This window comes from Actomonas spartinae (assembly GCF_051209155.1).
GTDB lineage: Bacteria > Verrucomicrobiota > Verrucomicrobiia > Opitutales > Opitutaceae > Actomonas.
In genome coordinates this window covers 867,815-892,451 of record NZ_JBPJGB010000001.1, presented here as the reverse complement: position 1 = coordinate 892,451, position 24,637 = coordinate 867,815, and the positions used below count along the sequence as shown (strand labels likewise).

12 protein-coding genes are annotated in these 24,637 nt (G+C 66.8%); 11 read left to right on the top strand and 1 reads right to left on the bottom strand.

Annotated features, from left to right (window positions below):
- The first annotated feature begins 133 nt into the window (after window positions 1–133).
- Together AC0MRV_RS03540 and AC0MRV_RS03535 are read left to right on the top strand one after the other, a co-directional pair.
- Complete coding sequence (locus AC0MRV_RS03540) at window positions 134–4,036, top strand: ATP-binding protein (protein WP_472763052.1); 3,903 nt, start codon at window positions 134–136, stop codon at window positions 4,034–4,036.
- The gene (locus tag AC0MRV_RS03535) at window positions 4,033–4,968 is read left to right on the top strand and encodes a response regulator (protein ID WP_472763051.1); all 936 of its coding nucleotides are present in this window, start codon (window positions 4,033–4,035) and stop codon (window positions 4,966–4,968) included. The genes AC0MRV_RS03540 and AC0MRV_RS03535 overlap by 4 nt, the downstream gene beginning before the upstream one ends.
- Before the next feature lie 15 nt (window positions 4,969–4,983).
- Here AC0MRV_RS03535 and AC0MRV_RS03530 read toward each other — a convergent pair whose 3' ends face one another.
- A complete protein-coding gene (locus AC0MRV_RS03530; protein ID WP_472763050.1) occupies window positions 4,984–7,113 on the bottom strand; it encodes a prolyl oligopeptidase family serine peptidase in 2,130 nt (709 codons plus the stop codon).
- A gap of 125 nt (window positions 7,114–7,238) precedes the next feature.
- On the opposite strand from AC0MRV_RS03530, the gene AC0MRV_RS03525 reads away from it, so the two are divergent.
- The 9 genes from AC0MRV_RS03525 to AC0MRV_RS03485 all read left to right on the top strand — a co-directional run bounded on the left by AC0MRV_RS03525 (window position 7,239) and on the right by AC0MRV_RS03485 (window position 24,637).
- Window positions 7,239–7,445 carry a hypothetical protein gene (locus AC0MRV_RS03525; RefSeq protein WP_472763049.1) on the top strand — a complete coding sequence of 69 codons (207 nt, stop codon included), beginning with the start codon at window positions 7,239–7,241 and terminating at the stop codon, window positions 7,443–7,445.
- A gap of 100 nt (window positions 7,446–7,545) precedes the next feature.
- Window positions 7,546–8,343: a TIGR00266 family protein gene (locus AC0MRV_RS03520; protein WP_472763048.1), complete on the top strand. Its 798-nt coding sequence runs from the start codon at window positions 7,546–7,548 to the stop codon at window positions 8,341–8,343.
- A gap of 135 nt (window positions 8,344–8,478) precedes the next feature.
- Window positions 8,479–11,226, top strand: a complete 2,748-nt coding sequence (locus AC0MRV_RS03515) for a TonB-dependent receptor plug domain-containing protein (RefSeq protein ID WP_472763047.1) — start codon at window positions 8,479–8,481, stop codon at window positions 11,224–11,226.
- A gap of 4 nt (window positions 11,227–11,230) precedes the next feature.
- A complete protein-coding gene (locus AC0MRV_RS03510; RefSeq protein WP_472763046.1) occupies window positions 11,231–13,120 on the top strand; it encodes a tetratricopeptide repeat-containing sensor histidine kinase in 1,890 nt (629 codons plus the stop codon).
- A 125-nt stretch (window positions 13,121–13,245) separates the two neighbouring features.
- Window positions 13,246–13,962 carry a LytR/AlgR family response regulator transcription factor gene (locus AC0MRV_RS03505; protein ID WP_472763045.1) on the top strand — a complete coding sequence of 239 codons (717 nt, stop codon included), beginning with the start codon at window positions 13,246–13,248 and terminating at the stop codon, window positions 13,960–13,962.
- Between the two features lie 271 nt (window positions 13,963–14,233).
- Entirely contained in the window at window positions 14,234–16,297 is a 2,064-nt protein-coding gene (locus AC0MRV_RS03500; RefSeq protein WP_472763044.1) for an autotransporter-associated beta strand repeat-containing protein, read from the top strand.
- Window positions 16,298–16,573: 276 nt separating this feature from the next.
- Window positions 16,574–20,416 (top strand): Ig-like domain-containing protein, encoded by a 3,843-nt coding sequence (locus AC0MRV_RS03495; RefSeq protein ID WP_472763043.1) that lies wholly within the window; start codon window positions 16,574–16,576, stop codon window positions 20,414–20,416.
- 42 nt (window positions 20,417–20,458) lie between these two features.
- The gene (locus AC0MRV_RS03490; RefSeq protein WP_472763042.1) at window positions 20,459–22,681 is read left to right on the top strand and encodes a hypothetical protein; all 2,223 of its coding nucleotides are present in this window, start codon (window positions 20,459–20,461) and stop codon (window positions 22,679–22,681) included.
- 96 nt (window positions 22,682–22,777) lie between these two features.
- A complete protein-coding gene (locus AC0MRV_RS03485) occupies window positions 22,778–24,637 on the top strand; it encodes a tetratricopeptide repeat-containing sensor histidine kinase (RefSeq protein WP_472763041.1) in 1,860 nt (619 codons plus the stop codon).

Here is a 24,637-nt window from a genome sequence, read left to right as displayed (position 1 = left end):
GCGACAAAGTGATAGGGCAGTCGGCATTCGGCTGGCTCATGCGACGCAGACTATCGCAAGGTCCTCCGGCGAAAATATACCCCCATGGGAGTATGTCGCCCGCCCGCCCTTTCATGAGATATTGCCACGCAACGTGTTAATAACCCTTCCGCAGCTTCAACGATTTTGGTTCGGGGTTCTCACGCTGGTCCTCGGCGCTGGGCAGCTCACGGCCCAATCCGCGCCGCAGCCGGATCGCGAGCGCGGCTTGCCGATGCTGCGCACCTTCGGGGTCCGCGACTACGAGGGGCACAATCAGAACTGGTGCGCCGTCCAGGATCGCGCCGGCATCCTTTATGTGGGCAACAAGGACCTCGTGCTCACCTACGACGGACAGGAGTGGGGACGCATTCCGGTCCCGGGCCTGTTCATTCGCGGACTCGCGGTCGACGCCGACGACCGCATCTGGGTCGCGGGCGTCGGCGAGTTCGGCTATCTGGAGCGCAATGCGGTCGGCGGCCGCGATTTCGTTTCCCTCACCCGCCATCTCCCGACCGAGGATCGCCAGACCCTCGACATCCAGCAGTGCGTCGCCCTCCCCCACGGCATCTACTTCAGCAGCATCAAAGGCCTCCTGCGCTGGCACGACGGCCAGCTCTCGCTCATCAACCCCGGGCGCCGCACGCACCTTTCGGTGATCGACGACGTGCTGTGGCTCCACTTTCGCCGCGAGCCCCTGCGCACCTTCGACGGCACCACTCTGCGTGACGTCTCCACCGCGGCTCCCATCATCGAAGATTGGGTGCTGAAAGTGGTCCCGCTCGCCACCGACGCCCAACTCATCGTCACTGAGCGCCGCGGCCTCCACGTGCTCCGCGGCTCGACCCTGCAACCTTGGCCCAACGAGCTGGCCGAAACGCTGAGCCGGTTGCGCGTCAACGCCGTCCAACGCCTCGCCGGCGGCACCCTCGCCATCGGCACCGACGAAGCCGGCGTGTTCCTGCTCGACCCCGCGGGCCGGGTGCAACACCACCTGCACACCGAAAACGGCGCGTTGTTCTCCAACACGGTGCTCGGTCTGCAAACCGACGACACCGACAGCCTGTGGATCACGGCCAACAACGGCCTCGCCCAGGTTCAATGGCCCGCCACCTTCACGCGTTTCGGCCCGGCCGACGGCCTGCCGCGAGCCGGCATTCGCGCCGCCCTGCGGCACCAGGGCCGCCTCTATGTGACCACCAACGCCGGGGTCTACGCCCTGCGGCCCGCCCGCATCGACGAGGCCGGATTCCACGGCGCGCGCTTCGACCCCATTCCCGACACGCGTGGCACCTTCTGGGGCATCGCCTCGGCGGGCGACGAGCTTCTGCTCGCGGGCAACGGCCTGCACATCGTCGACCCCGGCACGGAGCCGCGGGTGATCGCCACCCTGGAGCCCCGGACCTTCTTCACCACCCTGCATGTCTCCTCCCGCAACCCCGCCGTCGTTTGGGTGGGCGCCGAGGAGGAACTGCGCATGTATCGCCGCACCGACCAGGGCTGGACGCGGCAGCTCGTGCATGAGGTCGGCGGCACGGAGGTCCGCACCATCGTCGAGGACGCCGACGGCGCGCTGTGGTTGGCGCTCAGCGGGCGAGGCTTCGCCCGCGTGAGCGGGGCGGTGCACGACGAGACCGTCACCGCCGAACAGCTCACGGTCGACCTGTTCCCGGGCGGTCACGGCCTGCCCTCCGATCTGATCACCGGTCTGCCGCAGGTGACCGCGGCCGACGGGCAGGTTCGCTTCCTCGACCAAAACCGTATCTATTCTTTCGATACCGCGGAGCAGCGTTTCGTGCCCGCCCGCGATCCCCTGGCCGAACTGGGACTCACCCACGGCGCCCTCCGCACCATCCAGCTGGGCAACGACGGCCAACTCTGGATCCGCACCACTCAGCAGGGTCCGGCCGCCGGACCTTGGGACGGCCGCGTCTACCGTCGGCTGTCGCCGGACGACCAATGGCACGCCCTGCCCTTCACCATCGCTCGCACCATCGCGGAGAACCCGATGCTCTTCACCGAACGGATCGGCGACCAGGACATCGTTTGGCTCGGCGGCAGCGACGGCTTGGTGCGCGCCGAGATCCCCGCCGCCTACGTCCGTCCCCTCGACTATGCGCTCCACGTCCAACGCATCGAGGACAACCACGGCCGCGCCCTGCCCATCACCCCGGGGACGCCGCTTGCGCTCACCCCCGACCAGACCCGGCTCACCTTCGTCTTCGGCACCAATCGCCTCGACGACGCCGACCTGCGCTTTCAAACCCGCCTCGACCAAAATGATCCGGACGGCTGGTCGCCCTGGACGCCGAACCGCAGTCTCACGCTCAACTACCTGCCGTCCGGGGAACACACGCTCTCGATCCGCGCCCGGGACCACGACGGCCGCCTCAGTGCGCCACTCGATTTCCCCTTCGTGGTGCCGCTGCGTTGGTGGGAAACGCCAGGGGCGCGGCTGCTCGCGCTCGGCCTGCTGGGCGCGATGTTCTATCTCGTCGCCCACCTGCGCGCCCGCCGCAGCGAACGCCGCAACACCGAGCTCGCCGCCCAGGTCGCCGCCCGCACCGAGGAGCTCCGCCTCAACCAAGCCGAACTCGAACAGGCCCGCGACGAGGCCGAGGCCGCCAATCGCGCCAAGAGCGTCTTTCTCGCCAGCATGAGCCACGAGCTGCGCACGCCCCTCAACGCCATCCTCGGCTACAGCCAACTCCTCCGCCATCGCCCGGACACCGCCGGCGAAATCAACCGCCAGCTCACCACCATCCAGCACAGTGGGGAACACCTCCTGCAGATGATCAACGAGGTGCTCGACCTCGCCAAGATCGAGGCCGGCCGCGTGGAGCTCAATCTCCAGCCCACCTCCCTGCCGCGCCTCCTCAGCCACCTCCAGGAGGTCTTCGCCCTGCGCGCCAGCCAGCGCCGTCTCGCCTTCAGCCTGCGCAGCGAAACCGCCCTGCCCGAGACCGTGGTGATCGACGAAGCCCGGCTGCGCCAAGTCCTCTACAACCTGCTCGGCAACGCGGTGAAATTCACCGCCACCGGTCGCGTCGAGCTCATCGTCGGGCTGCACGATGGCCACCTCCACTTCGCCGTCGAAGACACTGGACCCGGCATCGCACCCGCCGACCAAGCCCGCGTCTTCGACTTTTTCCAGCAAGCCGCCGGCCCACAGCTCGCCGCCCAGGGCGCCGGCCTCGGCCTTGCCATCAGCCAGCGCCTGGTCGGTCTCATGCAGGGCCGCATCACCCTGCAAAGCACGCTCGGCAAAGGCAGCCGCTTCGCCTTCGCCATTCCGGTGGAGGCGACCGATTCCCGACCGCCGTTTGCGGCCGAACGCGTCCTGCCCACCGGCTACACCGGTCCGCGACGGCGCGTGCTCATCGTCGATGACGAACCGGTCAACCGCGACGTCCTGCGCACCTTGCTGGCGCCGCTCGGCTTTGAGTTGGAAGAGGCCGACGACGGCGACACCGCCCTGCGGGCCATCACCGCCACTCCGCCGGACCTCGTGCTCATGGACCTGCGGCTGCGCAACCTCGACGGTCTCACCGCCACGCGGCGCCTACGCGCGGTGCCCTCCACCGCCGGCGTCCGCGTGATTGCCGTCTCCGCCAGCGTTTTTCCCGACGACCGCGACCAGGCGCTCGCCGCCGGCTGCAATGAGTTTGTCGCCAAACCCATCGACACCGCGCTGCTTTGCCGCGTCATCGGCGAACTGCTGCAGCTCACTTGGATCTGGCCCACCGCGCCCGCTCCGATCAGTTACGTGGAGGCCGACGCGCCCGTTCCCGCCACGCCCCTGCCTCCGCTGGCCGTGCTGCAGGAACTGTATCAACTCGCCGAGGACGGCGATCTGCTGGGCCTGCGCACCGCCCTCGCCACCGCCCGCGAAGCACAGCCCGCCGCCGCCGACTTCCTCACCGGCCTCGCCACCCTCGCCGCCGAAGCCCGCCTCGCCGAGCTGCGCCGTTGGTTGGACTCGGCCCTCGCCCGCCCATCCTCCGCCTCCGACTCATGAGTTCCCTGCTGATCGTCGACGACGTGCCCGCCAATCTCTCCGTGTTGATCGACACGGCGTCCGCCCACGGTCACCGCGTCTACCTGGCCGAGAACGGCGAACGCGCCCTCGCCCTCGCCCAGCGCGTGCGCCCCGACCTCATTCTGCTAGATGTCTGCATGCCCGGGCTGAGCGGCTTCGACACCTGCCGCCGCCTCAAGGCCGATGGCGCGCTCGCGGCGATCCCCGTCATCTTCCTCACCGCACTCGACGACCTGGTCGACAAGATCGAGGGCCTGGAGGCCGGAGCGGTCGACTACATCACCAAACCCCTGCAACCGGCCGAAGTCATGGCCCGCGTGCAGGTGCACCTGGAGCTGCGCCGGCTGCGCGACGAGCTGGCCGAACGCAACGCCACGCTGGAGACCGAGATCGCCCGCCGTATCGAAGCCGAGCGCGCCCTTCGCCAGTCCCTCGATCGCGCCGTGCTCGTTTCCACTACCGAGGGGCAGATCCTCTTCTGCACGCAACGCGCCGCCCAACTCCTCCGCGAATGTTTCGGGGTCGACGCCGAGGCGGAGTTGCCGCCGCCGTTGCGCTTTGTGCTGGAGCCCACCAGCGACCCGACCCCGACGGAGGTGACGGTGACGGGTGGCCGGCTGCGCGTGCGACGCATGGCCGAGGTTGGCGAGGCCGAGTGTATCACCCTGCTGCTGGAGGAAATCCTCACCACCGGCCCCGGCACCCTCGAGCGACTCGGCCTCACGCCGCGCGAAGCCGAGGTCCTTTACTGGATCGCCCAGGGAAAGACCAACCCCGAGGTCGCGATGATCCTGGCCAACACCACCGGCACGGTGAAGAAGCAGGTGCGCAGCATCCTGGAGAAGCTGGGCCTCGAGACCCGCGTGGCCGCAGCCTTGCTCGCCCAGGAACACTTGAGCCGGGCGAGCTGACCGCGTCGGGCCGCACTACTTCACCTCGTTCCAGAGGAACTGGAAGCCGAGCGCATTCATCCGGGCGCGCTGTTCGTTGTTGGCCGCGCCGCCGTGACCGCCCTCGATGTTTTCGTAGTAGAGCACGTCGTGACCGTGACTTTCCATCAGCGCCATCATCTTGCGGGCGTGACCGGGATGCACCCGGTCGTCGCGGGTCGAGGTCACAAAGAAGGTGCGCGGGTAGTCGACGCCGTCCTTCACATTCTGATACGGCGAATACTGGCTGATGTAGGCCCACTGTTCCGGAATATCCGGATCTCCGTATTCACCCATCCATGACGCGCCGGCCAGCAGCAGGTGGTAACGTTTCATGTCGAGCAAGGGCACCTGACAAAGCACCGCGCTGAACAGGTCAGGCCGCTGCGTGAGCATCACGCCCATGAGCAGGCCGCCGTTGGAACCACCCTGCGTGCCCAGATGCGCGCGCGAGGTCACACCCCGCGCGATCAGGTCTTCGGCCACAGCGGCAAAATCATCGAAGGCCCGCTGACGGTTTTCCTTCAAGGCCGCGCGATGCCAACGCGGACCGAATTCACCGCCGCCGCGTATGTTGGCGAGCACATACACCCCACCCTTTTCCAACCAGGCGGCGCCGACCGAGCCGCTGTAGAACGGGTCCATCGACACTTCGAAACCGCCGTAACCGTAGAGCAGCGTGGGATTGGTGCCCTCCAGTTTCAGGTCCTCCGGACCGATCTGAAAATAGGGAACGCGGGTGCCGTCCGCCGAAACCGCCTCGCGCTGTTCAATCGTCAATCCGGTGGCATCGAAGAAGGCCGGCATCGTCTTGAGCAAGGTTTTGCCGGGTTCACCGACGACAGCGTGGTAGAGCGTCGTGGGCGTGAGGAAATCCTCCACCGTCATGAAGTAGGCATCGCTCGCCTCGGCATCGATGCCGCGCAGGCTCACCTTGCCAAACTCCGGCGCGTCAAGCGGCGTGAGCGTCCAGCCCGCGTCGCCGTGGTGGGCCGCGTAGGGACGGCTGCGCACGTTATCCAGCACGCTGAGCAAGAGGTAGTTTTGGGTCGCGCTGAAAGCGTCCAAAGAGGTGCGCGCGCTCGGCTCAAACACCACCTGCAGCTCAGTTCCGCCCGCCATGAACGCGTCGAGTTTCGCCGTGAGCAGCGAACCGGCGAGGTAGGTCTTGCCGCCGAGCGTCCAGTCCTCGCGCGGTTGAAAGGTGATCCAGTCGGCGAACAAACCGATGGTCACGTCATCCGGCTTCGCCACCTCCACCCATTCACCGTGGCGCCACAAGTAGGCCTTATTGGTGTAGAAGCTCATCGCGCGCGTGAGCAGGTCGTAGTGATGCCCCCGGGTGACCACGTGCGAGGCGAAGAGACCCAACTCTTCGGGGTCGATTTCGAAGGCCAACTCCGCCTCCGCCAACGGCGTGCCGCGACGCCACTTTTTGATCTGTCGCGGGTAACCGGATTCCGTCAGCGTGCCGCGACCGAAGTCGGAGCCGACCCACACCGTGTCGCGATCGATCCAGTCGACGTAGGACTTCGCTTCGGGCAGCACAAAACCACCCTCGACGAACGTCTTGGTGGTGAGGTCGAACTCGCGCTTCTCGGTTGCATCCGCACCGCCGCGCGAGATCGACACGATCGCGAGGTCTTCCGTCGGCTCGAGAATGGCGGCACCTTTCCACACCCAGTTCTCACCTTCCGCCGCGTTGAGTGCATCGAGGTCGAGCACGACTTCCCACTCCGGGTTTTCGCTGCGGTAGGACTCGAGCGAGGTGCGACGCCAGATGCCCTGCGGGTGCTCGGCGTCCTGCCAAAAATTGTAGAACTTATCGCCGATCTTCGTGATGCCAGGGATGCGATCCTTCGAGTCGTAGATCGCGCGCAGCCTCGCCTCGAGTTCGGTATAACCCGGCGCGCTTTGCAGCTCGCCCAGACTCACCGCGTTGCGCTCGCGCACCCAGTCGAGCGCCCCTTCGTCCTCCACCGCTTCCAACCAGAGAAACGGATCCTCGTCGCTCGCGGAAGCCGCGGCGGCATTGTCGGCATGGGCAGTCATCGCCCCACAGCACAGGCCGAGCGCGAGGCTCGAGGCAAGCAGGCAGAGACGGAAAACACTCAAACGTTTTGGCATGGTCGTGACATAGGCCAGCCCCGCGCGGACTGGCGAGCTCGCGGCGCAGTTTCCCGCCCATCTCAACCGAATTTTTTCGCGAATCCTGCAACTTCTTGGACCGGTGCCGGGTGATGAGGATGACCATGAAAACGTCCACTTCCCTCATCGCCGCCGCCATCGCCGCTCCGACCGCCGTCATCCTCGGCGCGCCGCTCGCCCTCGTCGTCGGCGTCGGCATCACCAGCGGCCTCGCCGCCATCGCGCTCCGCGATTACGGCCGCCCCCCGGTCTCCTACGACCGCGCCGTGAGCGCCCCGCGCGCCAGCGAGAAACATCCGCTCGCCGCCTGATTCCCCGCGACGCCGCCATCACGTTCCAATTTGGCGTCGCGTTTCCATTTCCCGACTTCCGCATTTTCACCACCGCCAAAATCAGCCTTACTCCCTGCCCATGAATTCCATGCACGAGATCGACTACCGGATCGAAGGCGACGACATGCAGTTCGTCGAAATCGAACTCGATCCTTCCGAAGCCGTCGTCGCCGAAGCCGGCGGCATGATGTATATGGAGGACGGCATCGCAATGGAGACCATCTTTGGCGATGGCTCCCAACAAAACTCCGGTTTCGTCGGCTCGCTTCTCGGCGCCGGAAAACGCCTCCTCACCGGCGAGTCGCTGTTCATGACCGTGTTTCAGAACCAGGCCTACGGGAAAAAGAAAGTCGCCTTCGGCGCGCCCTACCCGGGCAAGATTGTCCCCGTGCACCTGGCCGCCCTCGGCGGTGAGTTCATTGCCCAGAAAGACTCCTTCCTTTGCGCGGCCAAGGGCGTCTCGGTCGGCATCGCCTTCAACAAGCGCATCGGCGCCGGCCTCTTCGGTGGTGAAGGTTTCATCATGCAACGCCTCACCGGCGACGGCTGGGCCTTCATGCACGCCGGCGGCACGTTGCACGAACGCACCCTGCAGGCCGGCGAAACCCTCCGTGTCGACACCGGCTGCATCGTCGGCTTCCAGCCTTCGGTGGACTACGACATCAAGTTCGTTGGCGGCATCAAATCCGCCCTCTTCGGCGGCGAAGGCCTGTTCTTCGCCACCCTGCGCGGACCCGGCACGGTCTGGCTGCAATCGCTGCCCTTCTCGCGCCTCGCCGACCGCATCATCGCCGCCGCCCCACGCACCGGCGGCAAGGCCCAGGGCGAAGGCTCCGTCCTCGGCGGACTAGGGCGCCTGCTCGACGGCGATCGCTGACCTTCCGGCGCCCGCCTGACTTTACCGCCGCAGCCGTCCCACCGGACTGCGGCGTTTTTATGCCCACCAATGGACCCATTGCGGCCTAAAGGGAGTGACAGGGGGCAATTCCCCACCTTGGGTCTGGGTCGTCCTATGCTTTCTGCCCAGCGTCCCCTGTCCTTTGCGGCACTGGCCTCGCTCCTCGTTGCCAATCTTCTCGCCCAAGGCTCCAGCGCCACGCCGTCCTCTTCCGAGGGCATCATGCTGGATCCCTTCCCGGTCGTCGGCACCCGCCTCGTCACCCCCGATGACACCCTGCCCTCGCCCAACACCGTTGTGCTCGACGAGGCATTTATCCAGCGCTCCGGCGCGGTCGACCTCGCCAACCTCCTCGCTCTCCTGCCCCAAACCTACGGTGGCTCCGCCTCCGGCCTCGGCACCGTGCCCAACGGCGCGCCCACCTACGGGAGCGCCACCGCCTTCTTCAACTTCACCACCGGCGCCTCCGTTCCGCTCAAACAGACCGGCGTGTCCTCCGTCGGACTCGGCGGACTCGGCGCCGGCGGCACGCTCGTCCTGATCGACGGCCAACGCCTGCCCCTCGCCACCCAGGAAGACACCGCCAGCGCGACCGGCGCCGGTTTTTATGACCTGTCGTCCATCCCCCTCGGTCTGGTGCAACGCGTCGAGGTCCTCGCCAACGGCGCCTCCGCCGTGCATGGCTCCGACGCCGTCGGCGGCGTGGTCAATGTCATCCTCCGCCGCAACTACTCCGGCAGCGAACTCGTGACCGGTTTGCGCGGCACCTTCGACGGCGGTGCCTTCGAGCGCCACGCCACCCTTTCCACCGGCCTCGTCACAGACCGCCTCAACCTGTTCCTCAGCCTCACCGCCCGCTCGCAAAACGCCCTGCGCGCCGCCCAACGCGACTTTTCCGCCAACCAAAACCTCACTGATCTCGGCGGCCGCGATCACCGCCTCCTCGTCGGTTCACCCGCCGTCCTCAGTGCTCGCTCCGGCAACCTCAACGGCCTCACCGATGCCGACGGCAACCCCGCCCGGTTCGCGTTGGTTCCCCCCGGGCAGGATGGCACCGGTCTCACGCCCGGCGACGTCACCGGTGCCAGCGGCTTCTCCGCCTCGCGCCTGCGTTATTACGACTCCGCCGCCATCAAAGACCTCATCGGCGCCTCTGAACAGCTCGGCCTGCGCGCCTCCGCCAGCACCACCTTTGGCGACAACCTCGAAGCCTTCGCTCGCGTCACCTGGACCGACCGCACATCCGAAACCACCCTCGAACCTCCCGCCGTTTCCGGCGGCGGTTTCGGCGGCGCGCAGACCCTCATCCCCGCCGACGCTCCCGGCAATCCCTTCGGTCAGGAGCTCTATTACACCGGCGTGATCGCCGACGCCCCCCCGCGCCCGCAAACCGTCGACGTCGACTTCACCACCGTCACCGCCGGCCTGCGCGGCCACCTTAGCGAGCGCTGGCAATGGGACGCCCACCTGAACTTCAGCCACGAGGGTTTCGACAGCCGCAACCGCGAACTCGACCTCCCCGGCTTCATCGCCGCCCTTGCCGACGGTTCCTACAACCCTTTCGCCGACCCCGCGGTCACCGGCCCACTCGACGCCGCCGCGGAGGAGCGCATCATGAAGACCGCCCGCATCGAGGGCAGCTCGCGCGTCACCAGCTTCGACGCCTCCCTGCGCGGCCCCGCCTTTACCCTGCCCGCCGGCGATGCCCTCTTCGCCGCCGGCGCCGAAACCCTCCGCGCTCAACGCCATCGCGAGTCCACCGATCCGGTCTTCGCCCAACCCCCCACCATCCGCAGCGCCCGCACGACCTCCGCCGCCTTTGCCGAACTCTACCTGCCGCTCTTCAGCGAAGAGCGCTCCGCCCCGCTCCTCTCCCACCTCAGCGCCCGCGTGGCTGCCCGCTACGAGCGCACCGACGCCTTCGCCGAAACCACGCCGTCGCTCGGCTTCACTTGGGCGCCCATCCCGGCCCTGACTCTCTACGCCACCTACGCCGAGGGCTTCCGCGCCCCCGCTCTCACCGAACTCGAAGACGTGGTCACCAGCGGCACCACCACCGTGCGCGACCCACGCAACGGCGGCGCCAACGTGAGCACCACCTGGTTGCGCGGCGGCAATCCCGACCTCACGCCCGAAACTTCCCAGACCTACCAATACGGCCTGACCTTCGCACCCAAACGCGTATCCGGACTATCCCTACACGGCCACCTCACCGAGACCTACTACGCCAACAAACTGAACGAGCTCGGCGTTCAAACGGTCGTCAACCACGAGTCCCGTTTCCCCGGTCGCGTCATCCGCGACGCCAACGGCGACATCACCACCGTTGACACCACCACCCTCAACTTCGGCGAGGTTTACACCCGCGCGCTCGACCTCGGCCTGCGTTACGATTTTTCCACCGACACCCTCGGCCACTTCACCTTCAACGCCAGCGCCGTGCGCCAGCTCGACTACCGCCTCGAAGACCGGCCCGACCGCCCCGCCGCCGAAACCCTCGACGGCGCCGACACCGTTTCGCCGCCCAAGTGGCGCGGCCTCGCCTCGCTCTTCTGGCAACGCGGCGCCTGGGACGCGACCGTCATGGCCAGCCACCTGTCCGGCTACGAAAGCAACCGCAGCGGCCCGTTCTTCGACCAATCCACCGCCACCCCATCCTGGACCACGATCGACCTCCGCCTCGGTTACACCTTCGCCGACGGCCTCTGGCGCGGCCACGGCCAGAACGCCCGCCTTCAAGTCGGCGTCGGCAACCTGACCGACCGCCAGCCCCCCTTCGCCAACACCCCCTACGGCTACAACCAAAGCCTCTACTCGCCGCTCGGCCGCACCTACGACGTGACCCTGCGCCTGCCTTTTTAACCGGGTGGCGACCAAACCCACGATGAACACCGTCGGGCCAAACATCGTGCTCCGCTTCGTGGCATTGCTTGCCGTAGCCTGGATATGCCCACTCGTCACCTTCGCGCAAGATACGCCGGCAACGGATCCCGACTGGGACTACGAGCGGGCATTGGCGAGCTTCACGGCGGCACCCGTCGGGTCGGATCATTTTGATCGATTTGTCGAAGAGGTTGCCCACCAAACCGGTGATTCCCTGATGCCCACTAAACTGCGGCTTTTTCAGCAGATCGGGGAAATCCGGGAGAGAGAAGAGAGGTGGGCGGAAGCCTACCAAGCCTACGTGCAGGCCCTGCAGTTGGCCCGGAACTTGGAACAGGCCGATGCCTCCCTGGATATCCTGCTCGGACTCGCCCGCGTTTCCTGGTCTCACGGACCCCGCGAAAGAGCCCTTGATTTTGCCGATCAGGCATTGGAGATCGCCCTTCCCCTCGGACAACACGAAGCAGCTGCGGAGGCCTGGTGTCTTCAGGCTCAGATCCTCTTCCGACAGGGACGCAAGGTTGAGAGTTTTATGCTTTTCGACCGCGCCGCTGCCCTCCCCGGGATCGACCGTTTTTCGATTTTGGCGCAGAAAGGAACCATCACCGCGCCGGAGATGCCGGAATTCGCCGAGACCCACCTGGAAACTTGGACCCAAGCCCTGACGTTGGCGAAAACGGAAAAAAGCCGTCCGCGACAGGCTCAAGCACATGCCGCCCTCGGTCGGATCGCTGCCTCTCAAAACCGCGATGCCGCCGCCCGTTTTCATTTTGATCAAGCCGAGGAACTGGGACGCTGGGAAAACGAAACCCGGCCTTGGCCTGTCGTGCGGACTCTGGTCCGACTGCACCGGCAGGATGGCGATGTCGCCGCGGCGCGAGCCATGCTGCTGGCCGCGAAAGAAACTCCCCGATTCGAAGAGGTCGTCGAAATTCGCACCGAGTTGACGCACCTCCTGGCGGAAATCGAAGCGGAGGCCGGCAACTGGCAGGCCGCCTACGAACTCCTCGCCTCGCTACCGGACGATTTGGCCGCCGCCAAGGTCACGCGGATGACCTTTGCTCCGGTATCGCTGACCCCCGCGAGCATGATAACCGATTCCGCCGAATCCCGCGATCTCGCTTCCGTGCGCAACGCTCTGCGCGAGGCCGAACTCGCCCGCACCCAAGCGCGTCACCGCCAGTCCATCGCGACCGGCACTGCCGCGGCCATGCTCGCATTGGTGCTCGGCCTGGCGTTCCTCCTCAAACGGCGCGCCGCCGCCGTCGCTCGACTCGAAGCGCAGAACGCCCAGCTCGAAACCCTGCGCTACCAGCTCAACCCGCACTTTCTCTTCAACAGCCTCGCCAACCTCAACGGCCTCATCCTCACCGCCCCCGACAAAGCCCGCGTCGCCGTCCGCCGCCTCTCCGACTTCTGCCGCCTCGCCCTCACCCGCCGCAAGTCCCCGCTCGTGCCCGTCAGCGAAGAAGCCGAACGCCTGCGCGCCTACCTCGATGTCGCCGCCGCCGCCGAAGACGACGATCTTTTCCTCACCTGCGACGTCGATCCCGCCACCCACGACATCGAGATCCCGCCGTTGCTGTTCCAACCCCTCGTCGAAAACGCCCTCAAATACGCCGACGAGGACGACACCGACCACCGCCGCGTCACCATCACCATCCGATCGGAAAGCCCCACCACCCTCCGTATCGAGATCACCAATACCGGTCCGTGGATCGAAGCCACCGCCGCCACCGCCAAACCCTCCACCGGCGTCGGACTCACCAACCTCCGCGCCCGCCTCGCCCACGCCTACCCCAACCGCCATACCCTCACCTTCACGAAAACCGCCACGACCGTCACCGCCACCCTAACCCTACACACCGGTTAATTTTTACAGAAGGAAACGAAGATAACAAAGCTTTGGTAACTGCGGTGCGTAGCCGGTAGGCGAAGCCATCTGTGTCCATCCGTGGTTAAAAACCAAACCAGTCCATCCTGCCTCTCCGTCTCCCCATGATTCGCGCACTCATCATCGAGGACAATCCCGGCGCCCGCACCGAGCTGCGCGAACTGCTTTCGCATCATCCCGAGGTCACCATCGTCGGCGAAGCCGCCACCGTCGGCCGGGCACACAAACGCCTCACTCTCGACGACTACGACCTCGTCTTCCTCGACATCGAACTGCGCGGGGGCACCGGCTTCGACCTCGTGCCAATGGTCCGGCCGGCAGCCCGCATCATCTTCGTCACGGCCTACGACGAACACGCGATCCGCGCGTTCACCGTCAACGCGCTCGACTACCTGCTCAAACCGGTGGAACCCGCCCGCCTGGCCGAAAGTCTGTCGCGACTGGGCGTCGAATCCGCTCCCGCCGCTGCCGAGTTGGCAGCCGACGATCTGGTGCACCTGCCGACCGACGAGGGAGCCCGGTTCATTGCCGCCGCCGATATCAGCGTGATTCGTGCCGCCCAAAACTACACCCACGTTCATCAGGCCAATGGCGAGCATCACTTCATTCGCCGCACCCTCAAATCGTGGGAAGACCAGCTTTGCCCCCACCTGCTCACCCGGGTGGCGCGCGACGCACTCGTCAATTTTCAGCATGTGAGGCGGTATGAGTCGGTCGAAGACAACCGCACCGGTCAGTTGGTTTTGCTTGGCTGCAACGATCCCATCGTCGTCACCCAGCGCCACTGGCCCGCGACTCGATCCCGGTTGGATCGAAAGTAGAGTCGTTGCAAACACGCCGTAGACGTAGCCACCGAGAAGGCAGTCGGTTCAAAGCATCACTGTAGCCGGGCTCGGTGAGCCCGGTGCATGTGCCTCTCCGCCGGAATCCCGGGCTCACCGAGCCCGGCAGCTACACCATTGATTAAAACACCCGGGGTCCGTTGGCGCGACAACGGCCCCGACGACGTTCGTCACACAAAACCCAAGTTCGTCACTCAACAGTTAAAGAGAAACCCCCGATGCATTGGCTAATGCGGCCATCACCGCCGCCATGCTCAATACTCGCTCCTCGCGCTCCCGCCGCGTCCGCTTCGCGTGCCTGCCCCTCGTCACTCTGCTGCTCGGCGGTGGAATCGCTCCTCCCCTCGCCGCGCAGGAAAGCTACCTCTATTGGGACGCCGACGGCGACAGCTCGTCCGCCACCGGCGGCACCGGCACCTGGACCGACGCCACCGGCTGGCGCATCGGTTCCACGACCGGCGCTCTCACCGGACTGCAAAACGATACCACCGCCATCGCCGTTTTCCAAGGCACCGACGGCACAGTCACCCTCGACAGCGGACTCAATCCCACCATCGGCGGGCTATCGTCGAATGGCATCAATCACGTCATCGCGCTCAACGGCAACACCCTGACGGTCAGCTCCTCCTACGTCTCGACCTACTACGGACAGATCACCGGTTCCGGTGCGCTTTACAAAGACGGCAGCGGCCACCTCACCCTCTCCAACGCCAACTCCTACGAAGGCGAAACCACCATCAACGCTGGCTCCCTTACGGTGAACCGTAGCAACGCGCTGGGCGCCACCACCGCCGGGACCACCGTCAATTCCGGAGCATTCCTCAACATCAATGGCGGGATTACCATTGGCGCCGAAGCCGTCACCCTCAACGGGGGTTACTTCGAGAGCCAATACGGGGACAACACCTTCTACGGCGACATCTCCGGCTCCGGCACGGTCACGCTCCATACCGGCTCCCTTAACCTCGTCGGCGACGCCACCCACACCGGCGGCACCGACATCTACTCCGGCACGCTCCAAATCGGCAACCTCGGCGACACCGGCTGGATCACCGGCAACATCAGCAACGATGGCGCTCTCGTCTTCGCCAACGGCCACGCAACCGAACGCAACTTCACCGGCATCATCTCTGGCTCCGGCACCGTGACCCAGGCCGGTTCGGGTGAGCTCACACTCTCCGGTGCCAATTCCTACGAAGGCGAGACCACCGTGAATTCCGGCAACCTCGTTGTCGCCCATGACACCGCCCTCGGCGCCACCACCGCCGGCACCACCGTCAATTCCTATACCTACCTCAGACTCGTCGACGGGGTGAACGTCGGCGCCGAAGCCGTCACCCTCAACGGAGGTTTTTTTCACAACCAGTCCGGGGATAACACCTTCGCCGGCTCCCTCACCGGCTCCGGCGGCCTCTGGGTCGAGGCGGGGTCCCTTACCCTCACGGGTGACGCCGCCCACACAGCCGGCGCCCTCCCCGCCGGGACCTACATCTCCGGCACACTCCAGATCGGCAACGGGGGCAGCACCGGGTCGATCGCGGGCGACATCACCAACGAAGGGGCCCTGATCTTCAACTCCTCCACGGACCAGACCTTCGCCGGCGACATCTCCGGCGCCGGCACCCTCACTCAGGCCGGCACCAACGTCCTCACCCTCTCCGGCAACCACACCGTCACCGGCGGCACCGCCGTCAACGCCGGCCGACTCCGCCTCACCGGTTCGGCCGCCAACAGCGCCTTCACCATCAACAGCGGCGGCACCCTCTCCGGCACCGGCACCCTCGGCGACCTCACCCTCAACGACGGTGGCATCCTTTCGCCCGGCAACTCGCCCGGCACCCTCAGCGCGGGCGACACGGTCTGGAACGGCGGCGGCGAGTTCGTCTTCGAGATCAACGACGCCACCGGCATCGTCGGCACCTCCTGGGACCTGCTCGACCTCACCGGATCGCTCACCATCAACGCCACCAGCGGCACGCCCTTCAGCCTCAACCTCGACACCCTCACCGCCGGCAACGTCGCCGGCGCGATGGACAACTTCGACGCCAACACCAACTACTCCTGGACCTTCGTCTCGACCACCGGCGGCATCACCTTCGGCAACGGCGCCTCCATCGGCGGTAGTTTCAGTCTGGATACGAGCGGCTTCGCCAACGCCACCAACGGCAGCTTCGCGATCGCCCTCGCCAACGGCGGCAACGACCTCGCTCTCACCTACACCAGCCTGAGCGCGGTTCCCGAGCCCTCAACCTACGCGCTCCTGTTGGGCATGCTCATCCTCGGCTACGTGAGCTACCAGCGCCGGCGTCGGTAGGGCGGCATCGCCGACCCCGCCAATCTCAGCCACCGCCCGTGGCCGCGAGCGCCAACGAGTGGCTGCGTTGCACCCTGCCTGCTGCAAGCGCCCGGCATTAGCGTGACCGCCGGTCATATTCTCCTACCGCCGATCAATGCGGAGTCCACATGGGCCTAGCACCTCCCCCACGGTCCGGACCGGGGTCATCACCCCACCCGTTCGTCAACCCGCAACGCCGGTCCCGATCCGCGACCGCGGTTGCTCTCCCTATCCACGGCTTCTCCGCGATCCACCATGCCCAACTTCGCCTCCCTCCCGTCGTCCCACCTGCGTTACTCGATCGTGCGCTTCACCTTGATGGTCCTCCTCGCCTGTGGATGGACCGCCGGCCAACTCGCCGCGGCTGACTCGGCCTCCACCGGCGAGGCCTCCCCGACCGCTTCGGCCGACACGCTACCGCCCGCGACCCTCGGCGTCGCGCTGCACACTTACATCTCCGGCAACCAAGTCACCTTCGACTACGTCATCCGCAACCTCGGCGACGACGAGATCACCGGCATCACGCTGCAACACCCCCTCAACGACGTGTTCGGCTCCGGCAACTACAGCATTCAATCGCAACCCACCCTGCTCGAAGGCTCCGACACCCTGACGCTTTCCGGCCAGTTTTTCGGCTTCAGCATTTTCTCCCGCCTGATCACCGACGGCTCGCTCGCCCCCGGCGCCTATGCCCGGTTCCGCACCGTGGTCGGCGTCACCAGTGTCACCGACCAAGGCAACGGCATCGGCGTCTATCCGACGCAGGTCACGGTCAATGGCACCAACTCCAACAGTGACGCCCTCTCCGACCTTTCCGACTACGGCATCAACCCCGACCCCAACGGTGACGGCTCGGCCGACGGCGCCGGCGAAGACGACATCACCACCATCAACCTCTCCGAAGCCCGCGCGCTCGGTGCGGCCCTCGACGCGACCGTCAACAACACCGCCATCACCCTCGACGTCTACCTCGAGAATCTCGGCTCCGGCACCCTGTCCTCCCTCGCCCTGCCCCTCGACCTCGACGCCGTTTTTGGCGCCGGCAACTATAGCATCACCTCCGCTCCGACCTTCGTGGACGACCCCGGCACCCTGACCCTGAACGGGGCCTGGGATGGCAGCGGCACGACCGCGCTCCTCGCCGGCGGCGGCACCCTCGCCACCAGCGACACCGCCCAGATCCGCTTGGTCATCAACCTGGACACCGTATCCGACCAGGGCGACGGCGAGGGCATCTACTTTCTCCAAACGTTCGCCTCTGGCACCGCGCCATTCGGCAGCCTCGCCATCGACCTGACCGACGCCGGCACCGATCCCGATCCGAACGGCAACAGCAACCCCGCCGACGCCGGCGAGAGTGATCCCGTGTCGCTCGATTTCGCCCAACCCACCTTCACCCTCGCCGACGGCACCGGCAATGACACCCACGGCACCGGCGCCTCCATCAACCTGGTCGCCACCTTCAGCAAAGCCGTCACGGTCACCGGCACCCCGCGCATTGCGATCACCATCGGCACCGAAACCCGTTACGCCACCTACAACGCGGGGCCCAGCGACGCGACCAGCGTTGTCTTCACCTACAATATCCAAGCTGGCGACAACGACGCCGACGGCATTGCGGTCGGTTCCTCCATCGACCTCAACGGGGGCACCATCCAAGCCGACAACAACGGCTACGACGCCATCCTGAGCTTCACCGCCCCCGACCTCTCCGGCGTGATCGTCAGCACCAACGAGGCTCCCACCGACATCACGCTCAGCGGGGCCTCGATCAACCAGTCTACCAGCGCCAGAGCCAATGTCGGCACGCTTACCGCCACCGACACCGACAGCGGCGACAGCCACACGTTCAACCTAGTCGACGGCGAGGGTGACACCAGCAACACCCTCTTTGCCATCACCGACGCCACCCTGAGCGTCAGCGGCACCGATCCTGTCAGCCCCGGTTCCTACTCCGTGCGTATCCAGGCGACGGATGCGTCCGGCGAGACCTTCCAAAAGGCCTTCACCATCACGGTCGTCGACGACATCGCCCCCGCCGCCCCGACCAATGTCGCCCTCGACGGTGCCTCCGATTCCGGCGCCAACGGCGCGGACAACCTCACCAACGACAACACCCCGACCATCACCGGCACCTCCGAGCCCTTCGCCACGATCTATCTGGACTTTGAAGGCGGCTTCATCGGCATCGGCGCCGCCGACGCCAATGGTGACTTCGCCGTCACCGCCGACGCGCTCGACGACGGCGTCTACCCGATCCAAGTCTACGCGGGCGATCAGGCCGGCAACAACTCCGGCCCTTCGGCCACGCTCACCTTCACCGTCGACACCACCGCGCCCGACGCCCCGGCAACGCCCAGCCTCTCCCTCGTCGACGACACCGGCGTGTCCTTCTCCGACGGCATCACCAACCGGGTTCGCCCCTCTATCCAAGGTATCGCCTCGGCCGACGCCACCGTCGCCGTCTACTTCAACGACACCGTGGTCGGCCTCGTCACCGCCGGCCCGTCCGGGCTGTGGACCTTCACCCCCGACAGCGACCTCGCCGAGGGCCTCACCACCGTCGCCGCCATCGTGATCGATTCCGCCGGCAACGCCTCCGCCCCGTCCGGCGAGCTCTCCGTCACCGTCGACACCACCGCGCCGGTTATCACCAGCGTCAATCAGATCAACACCACCTACGGCGAGCCGATCGACTACACCCTCACCGCCGCCGGGGACCCGGTGTCCTTCACTCACACCGGCCTGCCCGATGAGCTCTCCCTCGACTCCAGCACCGGTGTGCTCTCCCTGATCGGGAACCTACCGGCCTCCAACCGCGAGCTCACCCTCATCGCCACCGATGCCGCCGGCAACAATGGCTCCCTCGCCCTCAACTTCTTCGTCGCCCAACGCCCCATCGATGTCTCCGGCTTCACCGCCATCGACCGCGTCTACGACGCCACCGCCATCGTTCAGGTCGACTCCAGCAACGCCCAGTTCACCAACCTCGTCGACGGTGACGACGTCTCGGTCGACGCAACCTCCACCTTCGCCTACGCCAAGGGCAAGGCCTCCGTCGGCACCATCGGTCTGGCCGTCTCCGTCAGCCTCACCGGAACCGACGCCGGCAACTACTACCTCAACACGCCCGCCTCCGTCACCGCCACCATCACCCCGGCACCGCTCGACGTCACCGGAATCCTGATACCGAACAAGGTCTACGACGGCACCACCGCCGCCACCCTCGACACCACCAGCGCCGCCCTCAGCGGCGTCCTGGAGAGCAATGATCGCTCCCCCCCCACCGGCGGCGAACTCACCGCCCCTAACCTCGAGTTCCACGCCGCCACCCAACCACAGCCCTCCGGCCCAGACGACGTCACCCTCGTCACCGACGCCGCCAGCGCGACCTTCGCCTCGGCCAACGCCGGCACCGGCATCGCGGTCACCGTCGAGGGCCTCGAGCTCTCCGGCGCCGACGCCGGCAACTACGAGCTCGTCCTGCCCGCCATCACCGCCGACATCTCGCCGGCGCCTCTCACCGTTTCGACCGAACCCGCGGGCCGTTTCTACGGCGACCCCAACCCCGAGCTCGAGCTCACCTACACGGGCTTCGTCAATAACGAGGATGAGTCCGTCCTCACCGGCGAACCCGACCTCACCCTAGATGCCACTCGGTCCAGCCCCGTCGGCGAGTATGTGGTTGAGGTGGAGCTCGGCACCCTCGCCGCCGCGAACTACAGCCTCACCACCGCCAACGGCGTCCTCTCCATCTCGCTCGGTCACCACTTCGCCGATACCGATCGCAACTACCAGATCGACCTCGGCGAACTCCTCCGCGTCATCGAACTCTACAACTTCCGCGAGGGCACCGTGCGCACCGGCGCCTACCGCTCCGATGAGGAAACCGAGGATCGCTACGCCCCCGGCGACGGTGATCGCATCGTCCCCCACACCGCCGACTCCAACGGCGACGGCCGCATCAGTCTGGTTGAGCTCACCCGCGTCATCCAGCTCTACAACGTCCGTCAGGGAGATAGCCGCACCGGCGCCTACCGACCTTCGAAATCAAGCGAAGACGGCTTCGAGCCCAACCTGCGCTCCACCGAAGGCTAAACCGCCCTGAACCCGAACCCGCCCAACCCACTCCTTCCTCCCATGAAGTCCTCCCTCTTCACCGCGTTCCTGTTCAGCGCCACCGTTGCCACCGTTATCGCTGACACCGAGCCCACCACGCCCACGGCCACCGTGAGCCTTACCGCCACCAGCGACGAAACCCTCGCTGGTGGCGGCACCCTCACCTTCACCGCCTCCGCGACCAACTACCCCGCCGACACCACCGCCCTAGCCTGGTCCATCACCCTCGCCGAGGGCTGGTCCTTCGGCCAAGTCATCGGCGACGGCCCGAGCATCAGCCCCAGCGCCGGCACCACTTCGCCCTTGGAATGGGCTTACATCGATGTGCCCGCCGAGAGTGCCACCTTTACCTTCACCGTCACTTATCCCGCCGGCATCAGCACCGACTCCGCGGTCACCGCCGAGCTCATCCTGCGCACCGACACCGTGCCGTCCGCGACCACCCTCGCCGTCGACGCGCTCGCCTTCAGCCCGGCGCCCAGCCTGGCCAACCCGATCGACTTCCCGTCCATCGCCAACAAGCGCGCCAACGATGGCTCCTTCACCCTCGCCGCCACCTCCCCGTCCGGCCTGCCCATCACCTACACCGTCGTCTCCGGCCCGGCCTTGATCTCGGGCAACACCGTCACCCTCACCGGCGCCACCGGCACCGTTGTGATCCGCGCCGACCAGGGGGGAGACCTTTACTACACCGCGGCCGATTCGGTTTCGCAGAGCTTCAACGTGCTCGCCGCCGGTCCGCTGGTCTACTTCGGCACCACCTCCGACGGCACCGAGTTCGCGGTCGAGATTCCCGCTGGCAAGACCACCGGCACGCTTTTCGGCAAAATCGCTGCCACTGGCCAGTTCTACATCCTCACCTTCCAGGTCCAACCCGACCAGACCGTCACCGCGACGCGCCTGCAATTGCTCGGCAACCCGACCTCCGCCGCCTCGTCGCTGGCCTTTAATTCGCTCCGCCGCCAACTCGGCGCCGATGAACCGACGATCGCGGCCGACGAGATGGCCTACACCTTCACCGGTTCCATCACCAACGGCACGCTCAGCCTGCAAATCGCCGAACTCGGCGTCACCCTCACCGGTTCCCTCGAACCCGCCGACGGCCCCACCGCCAACATCGCCGGGCTCTACGAGTCCTCTTCGCTCAACTCGTCCAGCGGCACCACCACCTCCATCGTGGGCACCACCGGCAAGGTCTACGTCATCGCCGTCACCCCCACCATCGTGAGCGGCGGTTCCGGCACGATCGCGAGCAGCGGTGGCTTCTCGATCACCACCGAGCAGAACCTCACCATCAACGGCAACGTCGACGCGCCCACCACCACCGTCTCCGGCACCATCATCCTGCCTGACGGCCAGGAGGACGCCTTCGCCGGTCTCGCCACCTCCACCGTGCGCACCGACCGCCTCATCAACCTCTCCACCCGCGCCTACGTCGACAGCGCCGCCGGCAGCCCGCTCATCTCCGGCTTCGTCATCGGCGGCGACACCGCCAAGCGCGTGCTCCTGCGCGGCGTGGGGCCCGCCCTAGCCGACTACGGCATCGACGGTCCGGTCGCCGATCCGCGGATCACCCTCTTCGACGTCGACGGCAACCAGGTCGCCACCATCGATTCGTGGAGCGAGGACGCCAACGTCGCCATGGCCACCACCGTCACCGGCGCCTTCCCGCTCCCGGCCGACAGCCTCGACGCCGCCCTCGTCACCGAGCTCGATCCCGGCATCTACACCCTGCACGTCAACAACACCGGCGCCGCCGGCGTGGCCATTGCCGAGATCTACGACGCCTCCGAGAATCCAAATTCTGAATACCAGCGCCTGATCAACATCTCCTCCCGCGGCGATGTCGCCGGCGGCGAGCGGGTCCTGGTCGGCGGCTTCGTGGTCACCGGCAACAGCCCCAAGCGCATCCTGGTGCGCGGCATCGGCCCCGGCCTCGCCGCCCACGGCGTCTCCGACGTGCTGCTCGACCCGCAGGTCAAGGTGTTCAACACCGACAAGCAGGTCGTCGCCGCCAACGACGACTGGGAGACCACATCCGCCGTCTTTACCGGCCAACGCGTCGCCACCGCCGCCGAGATCACCACCGCCAACACCACCGTCGGCGCGTTCGATCTGACCACCGGCGCCAAGGACGCCGGCCTCGTCGTCACCCTCGCCCCCGGCGCCTACTCCGTCGAGGTCAGCTCCGCCGACGGCTCCTCCGGCAACGCCCTCATCGAGATCTACGAACTGCCCGAATAGACTTCCGTTCGTGTTGTGGCAGATCATCGCCCCGGCCGCCTCGCGCGCCGGGGCTTTTGCTTTACCGCTTCCAGCGGGTCACTTGAACTGAATCCAATGCTCCGCCGGTTCCTGTTCGCCCTCGCCCTGCTGACGACCCCGGCATCGCTCCTCCCCCAAACCCCGGCCACCCCGCTGCCCGAAACCTACGAGGCCGCCTTGGCCGGGCTGATGGATCCGGCCATCACCGTCGCCCCGGCCATCGAGCACGCCACCCGCCTGCGCATGGCCCGCGATGGCACCAACGCCATCGCGACCCGCATCGCCGTCGACCTCGATCTTGCCGACCGGCTCATCGCCGCCAACCGCCCCCTCGACGCCACCGCCCACCTCAGCCACGCCCTCGACCTCGCCCGCCCGCTCCGCGACGCGAACCTGCTCCTCGAGATCCACACCCGTCGTGCTCACTGCCTGGACGAAGCCCGCGACCGCGTCGGCGCAACGGAATCCGCCCAACGTGGTTTCGACATCGCCCGCCGCCTCGCGCTCCCCGACCGCCAGATTGAACTCGGCTGCCTCCTCGCCCGCCTGCACCTGGATCGCGGCGACCCCGCCGGCGCGGAGCAACTGCTCGATTCCCTCGATCAACTTGCCGACGTCGACCTCACCACCGTCGCCCTCGCGCGCGCCCGCCTCTTCAACACCATGGGCGGCTCCCACGCCAACACCACCCGCTGGCGCCAAGTCGCCGACCGCGCGCACGCCAGCGACAACTCCGCCGTGCTCGCCCTCGCCCACGATCAACTCGGCCGCCTGGCTTACCTCGAGGACGACCTGCCCGCCGCGCAGGAACACTTCGCCACCGCCGACCGCCTCGACCCCGATCGACCCCGTTCCGCCTGGGTCTGGGAAACCCACGGCCGCACCATGAGCCGCCTCGGCCAGGCTTCCGCCGCCATCAACGCCCTCGAACAAGCCCTCGTCGACACCACCGATTCCCATGCCGCCGACCTGCATGAGGCCATCGCCGGACTTCAGCTCGACGAACAAAACCTCGCCGCCGCCCGCCATCACTACGAAGCCGCGCTCCGCCTGCGTAAGTCCGGGGTCATCAGCCAACGCGTCCCGCAGGTGCGCATGGCCCCCGTGGTTTCCGCCCAGACCAGCAACGACGCCGCCGAACTCGCCGCCATCCGCGACACCCTGCGCGAAGCGGAACTCGACCGCACCCGCCTCGAGCGTCGCCAGGCCGTCGGCATCGCCACCGTCGTCGCCCTCGCCGCCACCGTGCTCGGTCTCGCCTACTTCGCCAAGCGCCGCGCCGCCGCCCACGCCGAGCTCGCCAAGGATACCGCCGAACTGCGGGCCGAGAACGCCCAGCTCCTCGCCCTGCGCTATCAGCTCAATCCCCACTTCCTCTTCAACGCGCTCAACAGCCTGCGCTCCCGCGTCTTCAGCAACCAGGCCGAGGCCGAACGCCTCATCGACCGCCTCACCGCCTTCTGCCGCCGCACCCTCGAACATCGCCAGGACGGCATCGAAACCGTCGGCGACGAATGCGACCTCCTCGAAGCCTTCCTTCAGATCGAACAATCCCGCTGGCAGGAAAACCTCGACCTCACCCTCGACTTCGACCCCGCCGCCCGCCCGCGGCGCATCCCCACCTTTCTCCTGCTGCCCCTCATCGAGAACGCCCTCAAATACGGCGCCCAGACCAGCGAGGAGCGCATCGTCATTGAAGTTTCAATACAGGCGACCGACCACCGCACCCTTGAGATCACGGTGACCAACTCCGGCCGCTGGGTCGAACCCGGCACCGCCCGTCGCCGCACCTCCACCCGCACCGGCGTCGCCAACGTCCGCGATCGCCTGGTCCGCTATTACCCCGACCGCCACCACTTCGAACTCGGCCCGAGCCCCCATGGCGTCACCGCCCGCTTGACCCTCACCGGCGATCCGGCGACAACCGCCCGGTAA

What these genes read in the sequence shown, in the direction of transcription:
- AC0MRV_RS03535 (WP_472763051.1), top strand. Translation starts at nt 4,033, where the DNA reads ATGAGTTCCCTGCTGATCGTCGACGACGTGCCCGCCAATCTCTCCGTG.
- AC0MRV_RS03530 (WP_472763050.1), bottom strand. Translation starts at nt 7,113, where the DNA reads ATGCCAAAACGTTTGAGTGTTTTCCGTCTCTGCCTGCTTGCCTCGAGC.
- AC0MRV_RS03525 (WP_472763049.1), top strand. Translation starts at nt 7,239, where the DNA reads ATGAAAACGTCCACTTCCCTCATCGCCGCCGCCATCGCCGCTCCGACC.
- AC0MRV_RS03520 (WP_472763048.1), top strand. Translation starts at nt 7,546, where the DNA reads ATGAATTCCATGCACGAGATCGACTACCGGATCGAAGGCGACGACATG.
- AC0MRV_RS03515 (WP_472763047.1), top strand. Translation starts at nt 8,479, where the DNA reads ATGCTTTCTGCCCAGCGTCCCCTGTCCTTTGCGGCACTGGCCTCGCTC.
- AC0MRV_RS03505 (WP_472763045.1), top strand. Translation starts at nt 13,246, where the DNA reads ATGATTCGCGCACTCATCATCGAGGACAATCCCGGCGCCCGCACCGAG.
- AC0MRV_RS03500 (WP_472763044.1), top strand. Translation starts at nt 14,234, where the DNA reads ATGCTCAATACTCGCTCCTCGCGCTCCCGCCGCGTCCGCTTCGCGTGC.
- AC0MRV_RS03495 (WP_472763043.1), top strand. Translation starts at nt 16,574, where the DNA reads ATGCCCAACTTCGCCTCCCTCCCGTCGTCCCACCTGCGTTACTCGATC.
- AC0MRV_RS03490 (WP_472763042.1), top strand. Translation starts at nt 20,459, where the DNA reads ATGAAGTCCTCCCTCTTCACCGCGTTCCTGTTCAGCGCCACCGTTGCC.
- AC0MRV_RS03485 (WP_472763041.1), top strand. Translation starts at nt 22,778, where the DNA reads ATGCTCCGCCGGTTCCTGTTCGCCCTCGCCCTGCTGACGACCCCGGCA.